Source organism: Amycolatopsis sp. NPDC003861 (assembly GCF_053605405.1).
The window spans coordinates 53,755-74,299 of sequence record NZ_JBSGJD010000004.1 but is presented as its reverse complement, the minus strand read 5'-3'; the positions used below and the strand labels follow the sequence as shown (position 1 = coordinate 74,299).

Sequence of the window (20,545 nt, the reverse complement as noted above, 5' to 3'; positions counted from 1 at the left end):
GGGTCGGACGCGATACCCGGCGGTACGACGAGCGACGGTCTAAACATCGCCGTAACTTCACGGTGCTGTGCTTTGGTATGGATGAGTGGCAATATGCGTGCTCTCAGAACCTGAGAACTACGAGGAGTGACGACGTGGCCCGAGGAACCCAGCTCAAGGCGATCGCCCTGCTGCCTGCGTTCGCCCTGGTCGGCTTGACCGTGGCGTGCGGCGCAGGAGGGAGCGGCGCGGGCGACGTCGGCAGCAGCAGCTCTGCTCCTGCTGCGGGCACCGGAACGGGTGACGCGGGTGCGGTCGCCAAGGACGACGCGCTGGCCGCCATGGTGCCCGCCGACATCAAGGCCGACGGCAAGATCGTGGTCGGCCAGGACCAGAGCTACCCGCCGAACGAGTTCGTCGACAACGGCAAGCCGGCCGGCTTCGACGTCGACCTCGGCACCGCCATCGGCCAGGTGCTCGGCGTCCAGATGGACTTCCAGAACGCCGCCTTCGACGGCATCATCCCCGGCATCGGCGCCAAGAAGTACGAGCTGGCGATGTCGTCGTTCAGCATCAACGCCGAGCGGCTGCAGTCGGTCGACATGATCTCCTACTACAGCGCGGGCACCTCGCTGGCCGTACTGAAGGGCAACCCGGACGGCCTGAAGGCCGACGACCTGTGCGGCAAGAAGGTCGCCGTCCAGAAGGGCACCACGCAGGTCGAGGACCTCGACAAGAAGAACGCCGCCTGCGCCGGCGCGGGCAAGCCCGCCATCGAGGTCACGCAGCTGCAGGCCCAGACCGACGTCAACCTGGCCCTCACCGCCAAGCGCGTGCAGGGCGAGCTGGCCGACTCCCCGGTCATCGACTACGCGGTGAAGCAGACCAACGGCCAGCTCGAGTCGGTCGGCGCGCCGTACGACACGGCGCCGTACGGCATCGTGCTGCCGAAGAACAGCGGTGACTACGGCAAGGCCGTCCAGGGTGCGATCCAGAAGCTGATCGACAGCGGCGCGTACAAGAAGATCCTGGACAAGTGGGGTCTCAACGCCGCCGGCGCGGTCACCAAGTCGGAGATCAACCCGGCTTCCTGAGATAGGACGTAGTTCGTGAGTTCCTCCGAAGCGCCTCCCGGCGAGGCGCCGATCGAAGCCGAGCCCATCAAGGCCGTCCCGGTGCGCCACTACGGGCGCTGGGTGGCCGGGGTGATCATCCTCTTCCTGGCGTTCATCGTGATCCGCAGCGTGATCACGAACGACGCGCTGCAGTGGCCGGTCGTCGGGGACTACCTCTTCGACGACCGGGTGCTGCGGGGCTTGCAGAACACCCTGATCCTGACCGTGATCTCGATGCTGATCGGGATCGTCGGCGGCATCCTGCTGGCCGTGATGCGGCTGTCCCCGAACCCGCTGACCTCGGGGGCGGCGGCCATCTACATCTGGCTGTTCCGCGGCACGCCGCTGATCACGCAGCTGGTGATCTGGAACTTCCTGGCGCTGGCCTACCCGCGCCTCGGCCTGGGCATCCCGTTCGGGCCGGAGTTCGTCAGCTGGGACACCAACCAGCTGATCACCCAGTTCACCGCGTCGCTGCTCGGCCTCGGGCTCAACGAAGCCGCGTACATGGCGGAGATCGTGCGCGGCGGCATCCAGTCGGTCGACTCCGGCCAGCTGGAGGCGGCGAGCGCGCTCGGCATGAGCCGGACGAAGACGCTGCGGCGGATCATCCTGCCGCAGGCGATGCGGGTGATCATCCCGCCGACCGGCAACGAGACGATCTCGATGCTGAAGACGACGTCACTGGTCGTGGCCATCGGGTACTTCGAGCTGATGGTCGCGGTGCAGACCATCTACTCGCAGAACTACAAGACGGTGCCGCTGCTGATCACGGCGGCCGCCTGGTACCTGTTCATGACGTCGGTGCTGACGCTGGTGCAGATCCAGATCGAGAAGCGCTTCGCGCGCGGGACCTCGCGGGACGTGGTCCAGCGGCAGGGCTGGGCGTCGAGGATGTTCAGCCGGGGTGGAGGGAACGTCACATGACGCCCGTGGTGTCCGCGCAGCGGATCTGCAAGAGCTTCGGCAGCGTCGACGTCCTCAAGGGCATCGACCTCGAGGTGCACGAGCGTGAGGTGCTCTGCCTGATCGGGCCGTCCGGCTCGGGCAAGTCGACGCTGCTGCGCTGCATCAACCACCTCGAGAAGATCGACGCCGGCCGGCTCTACGTCGACGGCGTGCTGGTCGGCTACCAGCAGCGTGGCGACAAGTTGCACGAGCTGCGCGAGAAGGAGGTCGCGTTGCAGCGCAAGGACATCGGCATGGTGTTCCAGCGCTTCAACCTCTTCCCGCACATGACGGCGCTCGAGAACATCATGGAGGCGCCGATCCAGGTCCGGCGCGAGCCGAAGGCCCAGGTCCGGCAGCGTGCGCTCGAGCTGCTGGAGCGCGTCGGCCTCGCCGATAAGGCGAAGAACTACCCGGCGCAGCTGTCCGGCGGGCAGCAGCAGCGGGTCGCGATCGCCCGGGCGCTGGCGATGCAGCCGAAGCTGATGCTGTTCGACGAGCCGACGTCCGCGCTGGACCCGGAGCTCGTCGGCGACGTGCTGGGCGTGATGAAGCAGCTCGCCAAGGACGGCATGACCATGGTCGTCGTCACCCACGAGATGCAGTTCGCGCGCGAGGTGGCGGACAAGGTGCTGTTCATGGACGGCGGGGTCGTCGTCGAAGAAGGGCCGCCCGACCAGGTCATCGGGGAGCCGCGCGAGGAACGGACGAAGGCGTTCCTCGCGCGGGTGCTCAACCCGAACGCCTGACGAAACCCGTTCGGATTCGCTAGTTTGAAGGCGGGTGAGGGAGGGGGCGGGGACTTTTGTCGACCGAAAGCGCGCTGCCCCCTCTCGACCCGTTCGCGGGCATCCCCGACCGCCGCTACGAGGTGAAGGCCTCCGAGCTGCTGAAACCCGGCAACGCGGGCTTGATGCGCTGGCGGCGTCAGGCCACCAACGCCCCGATCGTCTACGTCGAGGACGCCTACATCACCGGGACGCTGGACCTGCGGGCCGCGGACCTGAAGTACCTGTTCCGGTTCGAGCGCTGCCGGTTCGAGCAGCCGCCGGACGTGCGCGAGGCCAACCTGCTCGGGCTCGTGTTCCGCAAGTGCTGGCTGCCCGGGCTCAAGGCCCGCAACATGCGCAGCCGCAACGACGTCCGCCTCATTCGCAGCGTCGTCCAGGTCGACGGCGACCGGCGGGAGATCGAAGAGACGACCGTCCAGCGCGGCGACGACCGCGAACGCGGCATGCCGAACGCCGCGGTCAACCTGACCGACGCGGTGATCGAAGGCTCGATGGTGCTCACCCGCACCGTGATCTCGCACCCGCACGGCAAGGCGATCCAGGCCGACCGGCTGGTGCTGACCGGCGCGTTGCTGGCCTACCGGATGGTCGCGAACGGCGAAGTCCGGCTCCCCGGCGTCCGGACCGGCGGTAACGTCAACTTTTCCGGCGCCACGCTGAACAACCCGGACGGCTTCGCGCTCAACGGCAACGGCCTGCACATCGGCGGCAGCCTGCTGTGCGAAGTCGACAACTACGGGCCCGCCAGCCAGCGGAAACGCTTCTCCGCCACCGGGATCATGTACCTGCCGAGCGCCACCGTGGACAGCGACATCTCGCTGCGCGAAGCCAAGCTGACGGTGTCCCAGCACGGCCCGATCGCGGTCGACGCGTGGAAGTCCAACGACCCGTACATCGACCCGCGGCCGGCGCTGGTCGCCGACCGGATGCGCGTCGACGGCAACGTCGAGCTGTCCGACGGCCTGCAGGCGCTGGGCACGCTGCGCATGGTCAACGCGCGCGTCGGCGGCTCGCTGCGGCTGGCCGGCGCCGAGATCCGCGTCGAGCGCGGCAAGACGGTCCCGTACTACGACCGCGCGCTGCACCTGGACGGCACCGAGATCGGCGGCGACATCGAGGCGACGAGCCTGCGCGTGCCGACCGGCCAGCTGCGCCTGGCCGACGTCACCGTCGGCGGCAACTTCCTGGCCTGGAACTCGATGTTCCGCCACCCCGGCCGGGACGTGTTCTCGGCCCGGCGGTCCAAGATCGCGGGCAACTTCCAGCTCACCGACGCCACCATCCACGGCACGCTGCGCCTGCAGGGTGTGGACGTCGGCGGCTCGATCAACCTGGCGGGCACCCGGTTGACGGACCCGGGCCGCCGCGCGACCAGCAGTTATTCACTCGACGTCCGCACGGGCCGCGTCGGCCGCGACCTGACGCTCCGGGACAACAACGGCCGCCCGTTCGTGGCCGAAGGAGGAGTCAACCTCGACGGCGCCCAGGTCGCCCGCCGCGTGGACCTGCGCGGTTCCCAGCTCGGGTCGCTGCCCCCGTTCGGCGTGGCCCTGGACGCGGGCGACGTCGCCTCGGACGAGTTCATCCTGACGCCGAGTTCCCCACCGGCCGGCCGCGTGGTGCTGAGGCGAGCCCACTGCGGAACATTGAGCGACAACAACCAGTTCTGGGCGGCGTCCGACGGCATCGAGCTGGAAGATTTCCGCTACGACGCGTTGAAGAAGGGAATCCCCCTCGACGACGACAAGGCCCTGGACGAGCGCATCGAGCTCCTGCGCAGCGCCATGCGCGGCTACCGCCCGGGGCCGTACGACCAGCTCGCGCACATGCTGCGCGCGGCGGGAAACGAAGAGCACGCGTCGACGGTGGCGTTGCGCAAGCAGCAGTTCCGCTACGAAGCATTGGCGCGAGGCTTCAAGTTCTTCGGCCCCGGTGTGCGGCTGTGGAGCTGGCTCCAGCGTTCGATGGTCGGCTACGGCTACCGCCCGGTCCGAGCGCTCGGCTGGCTGCTCACGCTGCTGGTACTGGGCAGCCTGTGGTTCGGCTTGGGCACGGACGACTGCATCCACGACAAGTCGGGCCGGGTAGTGGCCAACGGCGAGCGCTGCGTGGTGAACCAGCAGGACACGGGCCTACAGTGGAACCCGGTGATCTACACGGCGGACCTGCTGGTCCCGATCGTCGACTTCGGCAACAAGTCCAGGTGGTACATGCACGGCCCGGACAACTGGGTAGCGGCAGGCTTCACAGCGTCCGGCTGGATCCTGGCCACCACCGTCGCGGCCGGCGTGAGCCGCATGCTGCGCCGGGACAACTGAGCCCCCGGGCCACCAGACCCCCAAAACCAGCCCCCGCCCTCTCCGGGGGGCGTCCCCAGGTCCAGTCTATCGGCGGGCTCCGACAGGTCCGGCCGTAACAGCGTTTTCGGCCCCGGCTGTCCACATCACTCTGCCGTCATCCACAGCCCGGTTCTGACGGTCGGTGATCTCGGTAAGCCGAGCAAAGTTCTGCGGCCGCTTCGGATCGGGGTGGCGGGGCAGGTCTGGGTGGGGTGCGGGTCTGGGCGTCCGCCTGCAATTCGGGCCGGTGGAGTAGTTGGCCCGGCCGGTCACCCGAAGGCCCATTTACCTAACACCGGTCTCTGACATACCCTCGGTATGTTCCCTCAGTGTGGAGGTCCCCTTGAACGCACCGAACGCCACCGGCCGGATCGAGATCGATGCGGCTCCCGAGGCCGTCTACTCCCTGGTCAGCGATCCCGGGCAGCTCGCCGGCCTCGCCGAGGAGTACGCCGGGCACCGGTGGGTCGGTGAGGCCGACGGGCCCGCCGTCGGGGCCAAGTTCCGCGGCCGCAACCAGCGCGGCTTCCGGCGGTGGAGCACCCTCTCCACCATCACCGACGCCGATCCCGGGCGCCGGTTCGGCTTCGAGGTCACCTCCGTGGCCGGGCTGCCCGTCGCGCGCTGGCAGTACGACTTCGAGCCCTCCCGCGATGGCTGCGTCGTTGTCGAAAGCATGTGGGAGCGGCGGCCGGCTTGGTTCAAGGTGGCGACCTCGACCGTCACCGGGGTCTGGGATCGCGAGCAGGCCAACACCGCCAACATCGCCGCCACCCTGGCCCGGCTGAAGCGGGCCGCCGAAGCTAGTCGATGAAGCGGGACCAGAACGGGATGTAGCGCGGGCCGTCCGGTGGGGCCGTGCTGATGCCGCCCGTCGCGAACTCGCGGTGCAGGTAATCGCGCAGGTCGGAGCCGTAAACGATGATGTCCGTCTGGTACACCGACAGCACCGGGTAGCCCACCGTGCCCGGCACGCCGGGCAGGTAACGGTGCCCGCACACCGGCACCAGCTGCGGGACGTCGGCCAGCCGCCGGCGGGCCTCGCGGACCGCGTCCTCCGGTCCGACCGGGCGCGTGCCCCAGTCCGGCAGCCAGAAACCGTTGTGTTCGACGTCGTACAGCACGCCGTCTACCGGCCACGCCAAACGTTTGCGCAGCTGCTCGGCGTTGCCGCAACGCCAGTCGGGCCAGCGGTCGCCGATCGGGACGCCCGCGGACAGGAACGTCCGGTGGTCCTCGGCGAAGCGGAAGCCGAACCGGCGCTCGACGTCGTCGAGCTCGGTTTCGCTCAGCCCGGGACGCACGGGTTCCCGGAGGTTCTCCTGCAGGTGCCGCGCCTCCTCCGGAGTGAGGGCGCCGGCCGGCTGGACGGGGGTCATGACCCGAGCCTAAGCGGCGGCTCACCCGCCCGCGCGTCCTTTTTTGTGCCGACCTGGGGACCCACGGCCGGGTGAGTTTGTTCTCTCATCGGAGCGGATCGCGGAACAGAGCGTGAGCGCGTGTAGTTCACTCATGCCGTGACTTCTCCACGACCGCAAAGCCGCGTGCGTGCCCCAGAGCTGCGCGGCGACGTCTGGCTGAACACCGGCGGCCGCCCCCTCACCCTCGCCGAGCTGCGCGGGCGCATCGTCCTGCTGGACTTCTGGACCAGCGGCTGCATCAACTGCCTCCACGTGCTGGACGAACTGCGCCCGCTGGAGGCCGAGTTCGCGGACGTGCTGGTCACCATCGGTGTCCACTCGCCGAAGTTCCTGCACGAGGGCGAGCGCGCGTCGATCGAAGCCGCGGTCCGGCGCTACGACGTGCACCACCCGGTGGTCAACGACCCCAAGATGGAGCTGTGGTCGCAGTACGCGGTCCGTGCCTGGCCGACGCTCGTCGTCGTCGACCCCGAGGGGTACGTCGTACACGTCGCCGCGGGCGAAGGGCACGAAGAGGCGCTTCGCCGCGTCATCGCGGACCTCGTGACGAAGCACGAAGCCAAGGGCACGCTGCGGCGCGGCGGCAGCCCGTACGTGCCGGTCGAGGAGCAATCCGGCGAGCTGCGGTTCCCGAGCAAGGCCGTCGCCACCGCCGAAGGGCGCGTCCTGGTCGCCGACACCGGGCACCACGCGATCGTCGAGTTCGCTTCGGACGGCGAGACCGTCATCCGCCGCTTCGGCAGCGGGGCCCGCGGAGGCCAGGACGGGCCGTTCGACATCGCGACCTTCACCGAGCCGTCGGGCATCGCGCTCCTGCCGTACGACATCGCCGAGCGCGTCGGCTACCACGCCGTCGTCGCCGACACGGCCGGCCACCGGCTGCGCGGGCTCGACTTGATCACCGGCGAAGTGACGACGGTCGCCGGCACCGGCGCGCAGTGGCGCAGCGGGCCGGACTCGGGCAAAGCCGTCACGGTCGACCTCACCAGCCCATGGGACATCGCCTGGTGGGGCCCGGCCGGCGGGGTGGTCGTCGCCATGGCGGGCAACCACACGCTGAGCGTGTTCGACCCGGTCGGCGGCACGATCCGCCGCTTCGCCGGCACGACCGTCGAAGGCCTTCGCGACGGCGACGTCAGCGAAGCGTTCTTCGCGCAGACGTCGGGCCTGGCCGTGGACGGCGACAAGCTGTGGCTCGTCGACGCGGAGACGTCGGCGCTGCGCTGGATCGAGCCCGACGGCGAGACGTTCACCGTGCAGACGGCGATCGGCGTCGACCTGTTCTCCTTCGGTCACACCGACGGCCCGGCCGACAGGGCGCTGCTCCAGCACCCGCTGGGCTTGGCGGTGCTGCCCGGCGACAAGATCGCGATCGCCGACACCTACAACGGCGCGGTCCGCCGCTTCGACGTCTTCACCCGCGAGGTGACCACGATCGCCACCGGGCTCGCCGAGCCCCAGGGTCTGCTGCTGCACGACGGCGAGCTGCTGGTCGTCGAGTCCGCGGGCAACCGCCTCGGCCCGCTGCCGGCCGCCGAGCCGACGGTCGTCACCGGTGACGCGCACGCGGTCCGCCGCCCGCCGACGGTGCTCGCCCCGGGCGAGATCGACTTTTCGGTGCTGTTCACGGCCCCGCCCGGCGAGAAGCTGGACGACCGCTTCGGCCCGTCGACGCGGCTGGAGATCAGTGCGTCCCCGCCGACCCTGCTGGCCGACGGCGGCGGGACGGGCACGGATCTGAACCGCAAGATCCGCCTGGCCCCCGGCGTCACGGAGGGCGTGCTGCAGGTCGTGGCCCAGGCCGCGAGCTGCGACGACGGCGGTGAGCACCCCGCGTGCCGGATCACTCGCCAGGATTGGGGCGTCCCGGTCCGCATCGAGGACGGCGGGGTCAGCGAATTGAGCCTGGTCATGGCCGGTGAACCCGCGACCGGCGGGTAACATGCAGGCCGTGTCTGACGGGCCGAAACTCGAAATCCAGATGCTGCACGACCGGGTACTCGTGCGGCTGTCGCCGGAAGAGGGAGAGCGCCGCAGCAGCGGCGGCATCGTGATCCCCGCGACGGCGCAGGTCGCGCGCCGCCTCGCGTGGGGTGATGTACTGGGCGTAGGCAACAGCGTGCGAAACGTCAAGACCGGCGACCGCGTGCTCTTCAACCCGGAGGACCAGCTCGAGGTCGAGATCCAGGGCGAGGGGCACCTGGTGATGCGCGAACGCGACATCCACGCGGTGGCGACCGAGCGCACCGAGCACGGGACGGGGCTCTACCTGTAGGTCGGGTCCCGCGAAAGGCAGGCGCGTGGCAGACGAAGAGGTAAGCGAGGGCGCGGAGGTCCGCAAGCTCGCCACCGAGGGGGCGACTGCGGAGTCGCCGGTCACGGCCGCCGAGCCGGGCCTCGCCGACGCCGCCGAGCCGCCCGCGAGCGACGCCGCGCCGACCGCGGCCGAGCCGGCGCCTGCGCCTGGTGAGCCGCTGACCGCGGCCGAGCCGGAGTCGGTGCTCCCGGAGGGCGCCGAGCGGCCTGTCGCCGCTGAGCTGCCAGGTGGCGCGGCGGCCGGGGCGTCTGCGCAACCCGCGACCGCTGAAACGCCTGCGCCTACCGCCGATGAGGCCGCTGAGTCGCCGATGGCCGGGTCGGCCGGGGAGCCGGTCGATCCGGCGCCTGGGTGGCCCACTGCCGTCGAGGTGCCCGCGGTGGCTGCCGAGGCGCCGGCCGCAGTCGGGGTGATCGCCGCGACTGAAGTCGTTCCTGCATGGCCGCCTGTTGTTCCGGCACCGGCACCGGACAACGGCGGGACCGATCTCTTCTCCGATGATCTGCTCGGCGAGCTCCTCGAAACCCCAACGCCACCGCCGGTTCCCGATACTCCCGCCCGGAAGCTGCGCAAGGGCGTTGCCCGGACCATGATGACCATCGGGCTCGCCCTGGGGCTCTTCGTCATCCTCTACGCCATCGATCTCGCCGTCAGTGCCGGGGATGTGCCGCGTGGGGTCACCGTGGCCGGGATCGATGTTGGCGGGCTCAGCCATGCCGAGGCCGAGGCCAAGCTGCGGAAGGAGCTCGAACCTCGGCTGATTCGGCCCGTCGTCGTGCACGGCGGGGATGTTCGAGGCGAACTCGTGCCCTCGCAGTCCGGGCTGGGGCTCGACTGGCCGAACACCCTCGGGCTCGCTGGGCACCAGCCGCTCAGTCCGATCACGCGGATCATGTCCTTCTTCACCAGCCGCGAGGTCGGGGTCGCCACGCGCACCGACCAGAACCGGATCGCCGAGGCCGTTCGGGAGCTGGCCGAGGGCAAGCTGAACCACCCCGCCACCGAAGGCTCGGTCGGGTTCACGCCCATCGCCGGCAGCGACGGCGGGGTCAGCGCCCACCCCATCCTGCCGCGGCAGGGCCAGCAGCTCACCGATCTGGCCGGGGCCGTGCACACCGTCACCGACCACTGGCTCGACCGCGGCGGGGTCACGCTCACCATGGCCATCACGCCCGTGCGCGCGACCGCCGCCGGGGTGCAGGCCGCCTGTCAGCAGATCGTTGTCCCCGCCGTGGCGAAGCCCGTCGTCGTGCACGGCGAGGGCAAGGACGTTCCGCTCAAGCCCGCCACCATCGCGTCGTCGTTCCAGTTCGCCGCCGTCGAGGGCGGGGCCGTCGAGGTGCGCATCGACCAAGGCAAGCTGCAGGCCGCCCTCAAGGACCCGCTCGCCGGCACCGAGACCGACGGCAAGGACGCGCAGATCGTCTTCACCGGCGACCAGCCGACCGTCGAGCCCTCCGAGGACGCCCGCAAGGTGGACTGGGAGAAGACCTTCCTTCCCCTCATCGACGTGCTGAAGAAGCCCGACGGCCGGGACCTGCCCGTCGTCTACAGCGCGTCGACGCCCAGCGTGACCACCGACGCCGCCAGCGCGCTCGGCATCAAGGAGGTCATCGGCGAGTTCACCACCGGCGGCCTGGCCGGCCCGGCCGAGACGAACAACCGGACGCTCGCCGCGCGCGTGTCCGGCACGATCGTCAAGCCCGGCGAGACGTTCAGCCTCGGTGGCCGCTCCGGCCCGCGCACCGCGGACGCCGGCTACGTGCCCGCTCCGGCCGACGAGGACGGCACCGGCCCGGACGTGGTCGGCGGCGGCGTCTCCCAGCTGGCGTCCACGTTGTACAACGCCGCCTACCTCGCCGGCCTGACCGACGCCGGCCACCTCGAGCACGACCACTACCTCGACCGCTACCCCGTCGGGCGCGACGCCAAGGCCGTCAACGCCGACGGCAGCCCCGTCGAGCTCAAGCTCACCAACGACGCGACGACCGGCATCGCCGTCCAAGCCACCGTCTCCGGCGGCTCGGTGACCGTCCGGATCTGGGGCACCCGGCACTTCCGCGTCGAGGGCCAGACCGGCGCGCAGACCCCCGGCGACCCGCCGCCCATCCAGTTCGGCTCCGGTGGGGCGGCTGCCTGCCAGCCGTCGATCGGCTCGTCCGGCTTCAGCGTCACCGACACGCGCGTGCTCTACGACCTCGCGAGCGGCACCGAGCTCCGGCGGACGTCGCACACGGCCACCTACGGCCCGCGTCCGACCATCCTTTGTTGAGTTGTCAGCGAAGGACCATGCACCCCGCCTCCTCGAAGTCGCGCAGCCACGCCGGCTCCCGCAGGTGCTTGTTCCACCGCAGATCCAGCTTGTCCAATTTGGACAGCTGGGCGAGCGACGCCGGCAACGTCGTCAACGCGTTCTCCCGCAGGTCCAGCTGACGCAGCTCGCTCAGCAAGCCGATCGACGACGGCAGCGAAGTGAGCCGGTTGCCGCGCAAATGCAGCTCCCGCAACGCACCGAGCGCGCCGATCGACTCGGGCAGCGCGGCCAGCTCGTTGCGGTACAGCCGGAGCTCGCGCAGCGCCGCGAACCCCGAGAGGTCCGACGGCAACGACGTGAGCCGGTTGTCCGTGCACCCCAGGTACCGCAGCCTCCCCAGTCCGCACCAGGCATCCGGGAACTTCGTCAGCCGGTTGTCGCTGACGTACAGGTACTCGGTGAGCCCGGCCAGCTCACCCAGCTCGCCGGGCAACGACTCGAACCGGTTGTGCGCCAGGTCGAGCGTGTGCAACGACGTCAGCGCCGAAATCCCCGGCGGCAGCACGGAAATCCGGTTCGCCGCCAGGTTCAGCACGCGCAACGACGTCAGCGACCACAGCGACGCGGGCACCTCCGCGATCGCGTTCTTGTACAGATCGAGCTGCGTGACATCGGGTGGGATCGGCGGCACGGACGTCAGCCCCTGATCGCTCAACTCCACTGACGTCATGACGACCTCCGGGTCAACGGCAGCAACGCCCACGTCGACGCGTCGTCCGGAGTGGACACCTGGATCCGCAGGCCCGGCGCCTCCGACACGGCCAGCTCGGTCAGCCGGAGGCGCATCCGGCCCGCCCGCGGGTGCTGGAACTCCCGCAACCGCGGCCGCGGTTCCGCGACCTCGTGCCGCGCCCACAGCTCCGCGAACTCGGCGCTCAGCTCCGACAGCCGCCGGATGTCCTCGTCCCACGACGGGTCACCGACGTGCCTGCCGTACTCGGCCCGCATCCGCGCGACCATGTGCGGGACCTCCTCGTCGTAGTTCAGCAGCATCCGCCGCGCGTTCGGCTCGGTCACGCAGCACCACAGCAAGTTCTTGTGCAGGCACGGCAGGCTGTGCCACTCCCAGAACAGCTCCTCCTGCGCCGCGTTCGACGCGAGGATGTCGAACCGGCCGTTGATCACCGTGGCCGGCAGCGGGTCGAGCGCGCGCAGCACCTCGCGCACCGCGTCCGGCACGACCTCGACCGACGACGGCAGCCGCGACGGCGTCAGCTCCGCCAGCCGGTACAGGTGCTCCCGCTCGGGGTGATCCATTCGCAGCGTGCGGGCCACCGCGTCGAGCACCTGCGAGCTCGCGTTGATCGGCCGCCCCTGCTCGAGCCACGTGTACCAGGTGACGCCGACGCCGGCGAGCAGCGCGACCTCCTCCCGCCGCAACCCGCTGGTGCGGCGGCGTACGCCGGGCGGCAGCCCGACCTCCTCCGGGCCGATCCGTGCCCGGCACGCCTTGAGGAACTGGCCGAGTTCCTCCCGGCGGCCGGCGTGGACCTGCGTTGACGTCATACCGGACATGGTGCCGGAGGGGTACGACAATTTTCGGCGAAGCGGGTGCTGCCGGTACCAGCATCAGCAGGCTCTCTCCGCCCGGATCCGAAGAACCCCAAGGTCAGAGCCATGACTCTGACCACCGAAGCCCCGGCCATCCCGGACCGGGCCGCGCGGCCGTGGTTCATGCTGGCCGTCCTGCTGCTCGGCCAGTTCATGGCGCTGCTCGACGTCACCGTCGTGAACGTCGCCATGACCGACATCCGCACCGACCTGCACGCGTCCGGCGCCGCGCTGCAGCTCGTCGTTTCCGGCTACACCGTGGGTTACGCGATGCTCCTGATCACCGGCGCCCGCCTCGGCGAGCTGTTCGGGCGGCGACGGCTGTTCGTCACCGGCGTCGTCGCCTTCACCGTCTGTTCGCTGCTCTGCGGGTTCGCGCCGGACCCGGTGACGCTGATCGTCGCGCGGATCGCCCAGGGCGCCGGCGCGGCGCTGATGATGCCGCAGGTCATCAGCGTCATCCAGGCGCAGTTCAGCGGCCCCGCGCGGGCCAAGGCCCTCAGCGCGTACACCGCCGTCATCTCGGTCGCGTTCGTGTCCGGCCAGGTGCTCGGCGGGGTGCTCGTCGGCGCCGACCTCTTCGGCGCGGGCTGGCGGCCCATCTTCCTGGTGAACGTGCCGATCGGGGTGCTCGTCGCCGCACTCGCCGTGCGCCTGGTGCCCGGCGGCGCGGCGAAAGCGGGCCGCCGGCTCGACCTCGCCGGCCTCGCCCTCGCCGTGCCCGCGGTGGTGCTCATCGTCCTGCCGCTGGTGCTCGGGCACGAAACCGGCTGGCCGGTGTGGACGTTCCTCTCGCTCGCGGCGGGCGCCCTGCTGGCGGTGCTGTTCGTGGTCGTGGAACGCCGGGTGCGCGACCCGCTCGTCAACCTCGGCGTCCTCAAGATCCGCGGGGTCGCACCGGGACTGGCCGCGCTGGCCACCGGCGTGGCGTCCTACGGCGGGTTCCTGTTCTGCGTGGCCTTGCACCTGCAGGCCGGCCTCGGAGAGACGGCCCTGGCGGCCGGCCTCACCATGGCGCCCGGTGGTGTGGTCTTCGGCATCTGCGGGTTCTTCTGGCACAAGCTGCCCGAACGCGTCCACGCGGCACTGACACCGTGCGGCTACGCGGGTTCCGCGGCCGCCTACGCGTTGCTGGGCTTCAGCCTGAAGGACGGCGGAAAGGGCGGCGCGCTGTTCTTCGCCGCGCTCCTGCTGTTCGGCCTCTCCATGGGCCTGGCGTTCGGATCGCTGATGGCGCACGCGCTGACCCACGTCCCGCTCGAAAGCGCGGCGGACGCCAGCGGTCTGCTCACGACGACGTTGCAGCTGGGCCAGGTGGTCGGCGTGGCGACGTTCGGGAGCCTCTTCCTGACGCTCGCCGCGGGGTCGTCCGCGCACGCCATCACCACGACGATGACGTGGGCCGCGGTCCTGCTGCTGGTGGGCGTCGGGTTCGCCGTCGCGCTCGCCCGCGCGTCGGCCCGGCAGTAGCCACGGAAAAGCCCGGCCGGTTCACCCGAAGGTGTACCGGCCGGGCCGAAAGCCGAAAGCGTTACCTGGTTACCCCACGACGGCCGTAGGCACCGGCGGCGATGCTCACGCCGATCGCGGCCAGGACGACCTGGGTGAGGATCTCCAGCCAGTCGATGCCGTTCGTGTCGGCGTAGCCCAGCCCACGGGCGATGGCCGTACCGATGAAGGCGGCGATGATACCGATCACGATGGTCAGCCAGATCGGGATGTTCTGCTTGCCGGGAGCGACCAGCCGGCCCAGAACGCCGATGATCAGCCCGACGATGATGGCGCTGATGATGCCGGCGACAGTCATCACTTTCTCCTCTCGGTGATCGCGGTCCGGCCACTCGGTCCCGCGAACTCGCAGACGGAATTCCCCGGCATCCCGACCCCGAAACGCGAAGGGCCCCTTCCCGGGTGGGAAGGGGCCCTTCGGCGGAATGCGTTGATCAGAACGCGGCTTCGTCGATCTCCATGAGCGCGTTGTCGGCGGCCTCCACGATGGCGCGGCGGGCGGTCAGCTCCGGCAGCACCTGCTTCGAGAAGAACGAGGCCACGGCGATCTTGCCCTCGTAGAACGAAACGTCCTTGGCGGACGCGCCCGCGTCGAGCTTGCCGATGGCGACCTCGGCGTGCTTGAGCAGCTGCCAGCCGATGAGCAGGTCGCCGACCGACATCAGCAGGCGGACCGTGTGCTGGCCGACCTTGTTGATGCTCTGCGGGTCCCCCTGCGACGCGGTCAGGTAGCCGATCAGCGAGCCGAGCATGCCCTGGGTGTCCTCGAGGGCCTGCTTGAGCAGCGCGCGCTCGTTCTTGAGCCGGCCGTTGCCCGCCTCGGACTCGATGAACTTGGTGATCTCGCCGGCCACGTACGCGAGCGACTGGCCCTTGTCGCGGACGATCTTCCGGAAGAAGAAGTCCAGCGACTGGATGGCCGTGGTGCCCTCGTACAGCGAGTCGATCTTGGCGTCGCGGATGTACTGCTCGATCGGGTAGTCCTGCAGGAAGCCGGAGCCACCCAGCGTCTGCAGCGACTGCACGAGCTGCTCGGTGGCGCGCTCGGAGCCGACGCCCTTGACGATCGGCAGCAGCAGGTCGTTGACGCCGTGCGCGAGCTTCTGGTCGCCCTCGCCGGTCCACAGCTGGTCCTGGAAGGACGCGGTGTACAGGTAGACCGCGCGGAGGCCCTCGGCGTACGCCTTCTGGAGCATCAGCGAGCGGCGGACGTCCGGGTGGTGCGTGATGGTGACGCGCGGGGCGGTCTTGTTCAGCATGTTCGGCAGGTCGGCGCCCTGGACGCGCTCCTTGGCGTACTCGAGCGCGTTGAGGTAACCCGTCGACAGCGTCGCGATGGCCTTCGTGCCGACCATCATCCGGGCGTACTCGATGACCTGGAACATCTGCGCGATGCCGTCGTGCACCTCGCCGAGCAGCCAGCCCTTGGCCGGGGTGCCGTGCTGGCCGAACGTCAGCTCGCACGTCGTGGAAGCCTTGATACCCATCTTGTGCTCGACGTTGGTGACGAAGGCGCCGTTGCGCTCGCCCAGCTCACCGGTCTTGGTGTCGAAGTGGAACTTCGGCACGAGGAACAGCGACAGGCCCTTGGTGCCCGGCTTCGTCTCGATGCCCGGGCCCTCGGGGCGCGCCAGCACGAGGTGCATGATGTTTTCGCTCATGTCGTGCTCGGCGGAGGTGATGAACCGCTTCACGCCGTCGATGTGCCAGGAGCCGTCCTCCTGCTTGGTGGCCTTGGTGCGGCCCGCGCCGACGTCGGAGCCGGCGTCCGGCTCGGTCAGCACCATCGTGGCGCCCCAGGCCCGGTCGATCATGATCTGGGCCCAGTGCTTCTGCTCTTCGGTGCCGTTCTTGTTCACGATCATGGCGAAGTTGGGGCCCGCCAGGTACATGAACAGCGGCGCGTTGGCGCCGAGGATGAGCTCGGACGCCGCCCACTGCACGGTCGGGGGGAGACCGAAGCCGCCGAGGTCGTTGGTCAGGCCGAGGCGCCACCACTCGCCGTCGAGGAGCTGCTGGTAGCTCTTCTTGAAGGACTCGGGGATCTTGACGCTGAACGTCTTCGGGTCGTACACGGGCGGGTTGCGGTCGGCGTCGGCGAAGGACGCGGCGAGCGGGCCGGTCGCGAGCTTGTTCAGCTCGGACAGCACCCCGCGGGCGGTCTCTTCGTCGGATTCGGCGAGCACACCCTTGCCCAGGCGCTCCTGCACGCCGAGTACCTCGAAGAGGTTGAACTCCAGGTCTCGGACGTTGCTCTTGTAGTGGCCCATGTCGTCACTCCAATGTGTTCGGCTCCCCGGCCGGGCACATGTTCGCCTTACTCGCCGGTAACTTCAGGATATTACCTGTGGGTAACCAGGGCAAGCAGATCCGCACTTCCGAGTATCGGAAATCCACCCGGATGTCGTCTTCTTCCTGGGGAAGAAGCGTCAGCGGTGGCCCGGGATCGCCGTTGTGTCCACCGTCACCGGGACGTAGCCGTCTTCGGGGCGGGCGATGAGGATCCCGCTGCGGAAGGCGATCGTCACGGCGTGCGTCCGGTCCCGGGCGGAAAGCTTGCGCAGGATGCTCTTCACGTGGGTCCGGACGGTTTCGACGGACAGGAACAGCAGCTTCGCGATCGCCGAGTTTTCGAGCCCTTCGGCGACCAGCTGGAGGACTTGGTACTCGCGCCTGGACAGCGGCATCCCGCCGCGTGGCGACGGCGGGCTGTCGTGGGCGAGGTCGCCTTTCGGGGCGGTGGTGCGCTTCGGCCGGGCGGTCAGGGCGGCCAGTGCCGGGTCGATGTAACGGCGTTCGCTGTGCGCTCGCCGGATCGCTTCGGCGAGCCGGCGTGAATCGATCGATCGCGGCACGATCGCGTGCGCGCCCGCGGCGATCGCGGCGGCGAGGTACTGCTGGGTGCGATTCGTGTCACGGATCAGGGTGACCAGGATCAGCGCCGGATCGCCGGCGTTGAGCAGCTTGGTCAGGTGGCAGTTCGGGTCGAGCGCCGAATCCAGGACGACGACGTCCGGTTTGACCTGTTCGCAGAGCTGCAGGGCCGCGTGGTGGCTGGCGGCCTGCCCGGCCCAGTGCAGCCCCTGGTTGCGGTGCACGAGCGCGGCGAGACCGTCGCGGAAGATCGGCACCGGATCGACGACCGCCACACCGAGGCTGCGCGCGCCTGGTCCGGCGGGCCCCGCGGGCCTGCGGGTGGGCTCGATGCCGTGCATCGCGGGCCTCCGTCTCTGCGCCGTCGCTCCTGGGACGCCTCCCGGCGTCGTCCGGTCCCCCTGCCAGGACCGGTCAGAAGTGACTCCTCCTGCTTGGTACGAGTCGCGATTGCGCAGCTCATGACGCCAAATCCCCCTCATGGCCCAATCCGCCGGTCACAGCAAACTTTCCGTAGAAGAAGATCTTGGAGAGCTGGCTCGGCCGGGCGGGAAAGGGCCTGATGGGGCAGTCGGCGCTACTGAGGGTGGCCCGCAGTCCGTTCAACGATTTCGACAGTTTTCGGATGCGGCTCGAAGCAGGGCGAACTCGGCCGCCAGCCCGGCCGGTGTCCAGTGCGCGTTGAGCCCGCTCGGGTTGGGAAGAACCCACACCCGGGTGTCACCTATCCGGTGGTCCTGACGGCCGACGCGCGCCTTCGGGAAGCCGAACGCGGTCCGGTAGGCGGTGATCCCGACGACGGCCAGCCACCGCGGCCGGTACTCGAGGACTTTGGCGGTGAGGATCTGCCCGCCTTCGCGGAGTTCGTCGTCGCTGAGCTCGTCGGCGCGGGCGGTGGTCCGGGCGACGACGTTCGTGATGCCGAGGCGGAGGTCGAGGAGGTCGTCCTGCTCGCTGGGCGCGTAGAGCCGCGGGGTGAAGCCGCCGCCGTGGAGGGCGGGCCAGAAGCGGTTGCCGGGGCGCGCGAAGTGCCGGCCGAGGGCGCCGGAGTAGAGGCCGGGGTTGATGCCGCAGAAGAGGACGTCGAGATCCGGGGCGATGACGTCGGGGATGGTGGCGTTGTGCGCCGCGGCCAGCTGGTCCTTCGTGGGTCGGGTGCTCACCGGTCCAGTTTCCGGCACGCTCGGGACATGGAGGTCACCGCGGACGGCTCGCTTGCGTGGGGTAGCGGATTCGGTACTGACCTGCGTAACCTGTGTGATCTCCCGCACAGCGCCGTACCGAGGAGGATTTCGTGCAGCTTCCGATCGTCCTCGGGCTGGTCGCGCTGGTCCTGGCCGTCGCCGCGCTGGTCGTCGTCCTGGAAGACCGGCGGGCCGCCAAGCGGGCTGCCCTGCAGCGGAAAGCGCGGCTAGCGCGTCTCGGCGAGGTGGACCCGCTCGCTCCGGGCCGGCTGCACGTCGACCGTTGAACGCAGGAGCGTCAGCAGCAACGCCCCGAACACCCAGCCGACCATCGCGCCGAGCGTGTTGTTCATGAGGTCGTCGACGTCGAAGATGCGGTAGACGTACGGCGCCGTGCCGAAGTTCGCCGTGAGCTGGGTGACCTCGATGAACAGTGACGCCGCGAAGCCGATCAGCGCGGTGCCGGTCAGGCTTCGGCGCCAGAGGATCCGCGCGAACACCCCGAGCGGGACGAACAGCAGCACGTTCAGGCATGCCTGCTGGAACGTCTGCGTCGTGAACCACTCCCCGCCGTGCTTGAGCAGCTCCGTGTGGATGTCGGCGATCCACTGGAACGGGTGCAGTTGCACGGTCTGCGTCAGCCGGCGGGTGCCGGGGCCGGGCAGCGGCAGGAAGACGACCGCGAGCGTCATGCAGCCGTAGAGCAGTACCGCCGCCGTGGTCGCGAGCCCGCGCAGGCGCAGGCGGCCGTGGTGGGCGAGCTGGGTGATCAGCTGCGGCACGAGGACCACGGCCCACAGCGCGAGGAACCCGGTGAAGCCGTACTGCAGGGCTGTGAGCTGTGCGTTCGTCATGCCACCGACGTTATGGATCTTGCCACCGGTGCCGCTTCGGTCGATGAGCCGCACCGCCCGGACGCTCCTCGGCCACTTGGCCGACCCGCCGCCGGGCCGATCGGTCAGCCGTCTTCGCGCTCCTCGCCGTACCGCCGGAGCGGTGTTACCGAAGTCATGCCGCCGTAACCGGATGCGCCTTGCGCCGATACGGGAATGAGCACGACGCTCGGCACGTCGGAGTCTCTGCAGGCAACGAAAGGAACGCTCATGGCACCGGTCCGGGTCGGCATCGTCGGGCTCAGCGCGAACGGCGGCTGGGCCGCCACCGCGCACGTGCCCGCGCTGGCCGCGGTGGACGGCTACGAACTCCGCGCGCTCGCCGGCAGCACCGCCGAGTCCGCTCGGGTGGCCGGCGAGAAGTACGGCGTGCCCCTGACCTTCGGCGACGCCGGGGAGCTCGCCCGGCACCCGGAGGTCGACCTCGTCGTCGTCGCCGTGAAGGTGCCGGAGCACCGGGCGCTCATCGAGCCCGCGCTCGCCGCGGGCAAGCAGGTGCTGAGCGAGTGGCCGCTCGGCGTCAGCCTAGCCGAAACCGAGGCGCTGGCCGAAGCCGCCCGGGAGAAGACGACCGCCGTCGGTCTGCAGGGGCGCTCGGCGCCGGCGTTGCGCTACCTGCGCGACCTCATCAAGGACGGGTACGTCGGCCGCGTTCTTTCGACGTCGCTCATCGCTTCGGGCGCGAATTGGGGCCCCAGCGTGCGGGCCGGCCGCGACTACCAGCTGCACCCCGCGGGCGGGGCGACGATGCTGACCATCCCGTTCGCGCACACCGCCGACACCCTCGCCATGGTCCTCGGCGGCTTCGCCGAGCTCTCGGCGACGATGGCGACCGTCCGGCCGCGGGTGCGCGACGAGGTCACCGGCGAGTCCGTCGAGATGACCGCGCCGGATCAGATCGCCGTCAGCGGCGTCCTCGACGGGGGCGCCGTCGCGTCGGTGCACCTGCGCGGCGGAACGTCGCCGGCCACGAACTTCCACTGGGAGATCAACGGCACCGAGGGCACGCTGGTCGTCGAGGCCGCGGACCCGCTGTTCTGGATCGCGAAGCTGACGCTGCGCGGCAGCCGCACCGGGACGCTCGAGAAGCTCACCGTGCCCGCGCGGTACGAGCTGCCGCAGCTGGCCGGCCGCAGCGCCGAGCCGTCGTACAACGTCGCGCACGCCTACGCCCGCCACCTCAAGGGCGACCTGCCGGACTTCGCGCACGCCCTGCGCGTGCACCGGGTGCTCGACGCCGTCCAGCGGTCGGCCGACAGCGGTGCTCGCATCGTACTGGACGCAAAGTAACTGTTACTGCCGGTCGTAGG

At 70.0% G+C, this 20,545-nt stretch carries 19 protein-coding genes; 11 read left to right on the top strand and 8 right to left on the bottom strand.

Annotation, left to right across the window (positions count from 1 at the left end):
- Nucleotides 1–134 precede the first annotated feature (134 nt).
- The 5 genes from ACWEVN_RS02315 to ACWEVN_RS02295 all read left to right on the top strand — a co-directional run bounded on the left by ACWEVN_RS02315 (nt 135) and on the right by ACWEVN_RS02295 (nt 5,986).
- Nucleotides 135–1,073 carry an ABC transporter substrate-binding protein gene (locus tag ACWEVN_RS02315; RefSeq protein WP_452049922.1) on the top strand — a complete coding sequence of 313 codons (939 nt, stop codon included), beginning with the start codon at nt 135–137 and terminating at the stop codon, nt 1,071–1,073.
- A gap of 15 nt (nt 1,074–1,088) precedes the next feature.
- A complete protein-coding gene (locus ACWEVN_RS02310) occupies nt 1,089–2,021 on the top strand; it encodes an amino acid ABC transporter permease (protein WP_310969618.1) in 933 nt (310 codons plus the stop codon).
- The gene (locus tag ACWEVN_RS02305; protein WP_310969617.1) at nt 2,018–2,791 is read left to right on the top strand and encodes an amino acid ABC transporter ATP-binding protein; all 774 of its coding nucleotides are present in this window, start codon (nt 2,018–2,020) and stop codon (nt 2,789–2,791) included. Before ACWEVN_RS02310 ends, ACWEVN_RS02305 begins: the two co-directional genes overlap by 4 nt.
- A gap of 56 nt (nt 2,792–2,847) precedes the next feature.
- Entirely contained in the window at nt 2,848–5,151 is a 2,304-nt protein-coding gene (locus tag ACWEVN_RS02300) for an oxidoreductase (RefSeq protein WP_449685291.1), read from the top strand.
- A gap of 364 nt (nt 5,152–5,515) precedes the next feature.
- The gene (locus ACWEVN_RS02295; protein ID WP_452049921.1) at nt 5,516–5,986 is read left to right on the top strand and encodes an SRPBCC family protein; all 471 of its coding nucleotides are present in this window, start codon (nt 5,516–5,518) and stop codon (nt 5,984–5,986) included.
- Here the strand turns inward: ACWEVN_RS02295 and ACWEVN_RS02290 are convergent.
- Nucleotides 5,976–6,551, bottom strand: coding sequence for a hypothetical protein (locus tag ACWEVN_RS02290; protein WP_449685293.1), 576 nt, complete (start codon nt 6,549–6,551; stop codon nt 5,976–5,978). The genes ACWEVN_RS02295 and ACWEVN_RS02290 overlap by 11 nt on opposite strands.
- 165 nt (nt 6,552–6,716) lie before the next feature.
- On the opposite strand from ACWEVN_RS02290, the gene ACWEVN_RS02285 reads away from it, so the two are divergent.
- The 3 genes from ACWEVN_RS02285 (at nt 6,717) to ACWEVN_RS02275 (ending at nt 11,182) form a co-directional block, all read left to right on the top strand.
- Nucleotides 6,717–8,534, top strand: a complete 1,818-nt coding sequence (locus ACWEVN_RS02285) for an NHL domain-containing thioredoxin family protein (RefSeq protein ID WP_452049920.1) — start codon at nt 6,717–6,719, stop codon at nt 8,532–8,534.
- A gap of 1 nt (nt 8,535) precedes the next feature.
- The gene (locus ACWEVN_RS02280) at nt 8,536–8,868 is read left to right on the top strand and encodes a GroES family chaperonin (protein ID WP_013230909.1); all 333 of its coding nucleotides are present in this window, start codon (nt 8,536–8,538) and stop codon (nt 8,866–8,868) included.
- Between the two features lie 352 nt (nt 8,869–9,220).
- The gene (locus tag ACWEVN_RS02275; protein ID WP_452049948.1) at nt 9,221–11,182 is read left to right on the top strand and encodes a VanW family protein; all 1,962 of its coding nucleotides are present in this window, start codon (nt 9,221–9,223) and stop codon (nt 11,180–11,182) included.
- A gap of 4 nt (nt 11,183–11,186) precedes the next feature.
- Here ACWEVN_RS02275 and ACWEVN_RS02270 read toward each other — a convergent pair whose 3' ends face one another.
- Together ACWEVN_RS02270 and ACWEVN_RS02265 are read right to left on the bottom strand one after the other, a co-directional pair.
- Entirely contained in the window at nt 11,187–11,894 is a 708-nt protein-coding gene (locus ACWEVN_RS02270) for a leucine-rich repeat domain-containing protein (RefSeq protein ID WP_452049919.1), read from the bottom strand.
- On the bottom strand, nt 11,891–12,730 hold the full coding sequence (locus ACWEVN_RS02265; RefSeq protein WP_449685295.1) for a helix-turn-helix transcriptional regulator: 840 nt from the start codon (nt 12,728–12,730) through the stop codon (nt 11,891–11,893). Before ACWEVN_RS02265 ends, ACWEVN_RS02270 begins: the two co-directional genes overlap by 4 nt.
- A 111-nt stretch (nt 12,731–12,841) precedes the next feature.
- Between ACWEVN_RS02265 and ACWEVN_RS02260 the strand changes: the two genes are divergently transcribed.
- Nucleotides 12,842–14,245 carry an MFS transporter gene (locus ACWEVN_RS02260; RefSeq protein ID WP_452049918.1) on the top strand — a complete coding sequence of 468 codons (1,404 nt, stop codon included), beginning with the start codon at nt 12,842–12,844 and terminating at the stop codon, nt 14,243–14,245.
- Between the two features lie 61 nt (nt 14,246–14,306).
- Here the strand turns inward: ACWEVN_RS02260 and ACWEVN_RS02255 are convergent, their stop codons facing one another.
- The 4 genes from ACWEVN_RS02255 to mug all read right to left on the bottom strand — a co-directional run bounded on the left by ACWEVN_RS02255 (nt 14,307) and on the right by mug (nt 18,321).
- The gene (locus ACWEVN_RS02255; RefSeq protein WP_176173976.1) at nt 14,307–14,582 is read right to left on the bottom strand and encodes a GlsB/YeaQ/YmgE family stress response membrane protein; all 276 of its coding nucleotides are present in this window, start codon (nt 14,580–14,582) and stop codon (nt 14,307–14,309) included.
- A 136-nt stretch (nt 14,583–14,718) separates the two neighbouring features.
- A complete protein-coding gene (locus ACWEVN_RS02250) occupies nt 14,719–16,554 on the bottom strand; it encodes an acyl-CoA dehydrogenase (RefSeq protein ID WP_452049917.1) in 1,836 nt (611 codons plus the stop codon).
- 159 nt (nt 16,555–16,713) lie between these two features.
- Nucleotides 16,714–17,499 (bottom strand): response regulator transcription factor, encoded by a 786-nt coding sequence (locus ACWEVN_RS02245; protein ID WP_449685298.1) that lies wholly within the window; start codon nt 17,497–17,499, stop codon nt 16,714–16,716.
- Between the two features lie 261 nt (nt 17,500–17,760).
- The gene (mug, locus tag ACWEVN_RS02240; protein ID WP_452049916.1) at nt 17,761–18,321 is read right to left on the bottom strand and encodes a G/U mismatch-specific DNA glycosylase; all 561 of its coding nucleotides are present in this window, start codon (nt 18,319–18,321) and stop codon (nt 17,761–17,763) included.
- Between the two features lie 131 nt (nt 18,322–18,452).
- Between mug and ACWEVN_RS02235 the strand changes: the two genes are divergently transcribed.
- Complete coding sequence (locus tag ACWEVN_RS02235) at nt 18,453–18,629, top strand: hypothetical protein (RefSeq protein WP_003058066.1); 177 nt, start codon at nt 18,453–18,455, stop codon at nt 18,627–18,629.
- Here ACWEVN_RS02235 and ACWEVN_RS02230 read toward each other — a convergent pair.
- The gene (locus tag ACWEVN_RS02230) at nt 18,570–19,196 is read right to left on the bottom strand and encodes a VanZ family protein (RefSeq protein ID WP_452049915.1); all 627 of its coding nucleotides are present in this window, start codon (nt 19,194–19,196) and stop codon (nt 18,570–18,572) included. The two genes, ACWEVN_RS02235 and ACWEVN_RS02230, sit on opposite strands and share 60 nt — an antisense overlap.
- Before the next feature lie 249 nt (nt 19,197–19,445).
- Here ACWEVN_RS02230 and ACWEVN_RS02225 point away from each other — a divergent pair, with 249 nt between their 5' ends.
- A complete protein-coding gene (locus ACWEVN_RS02225; protein ID WP_452049914.1) occupies nt 19,446–20,525 on the top strand; it encodes a Gfo/Idh/MocA family protein in 1,080 nt (359 codons plus the stop codon).
- Nucleotides 20,526–20,545: the final 20 nt, after the last annotated feature.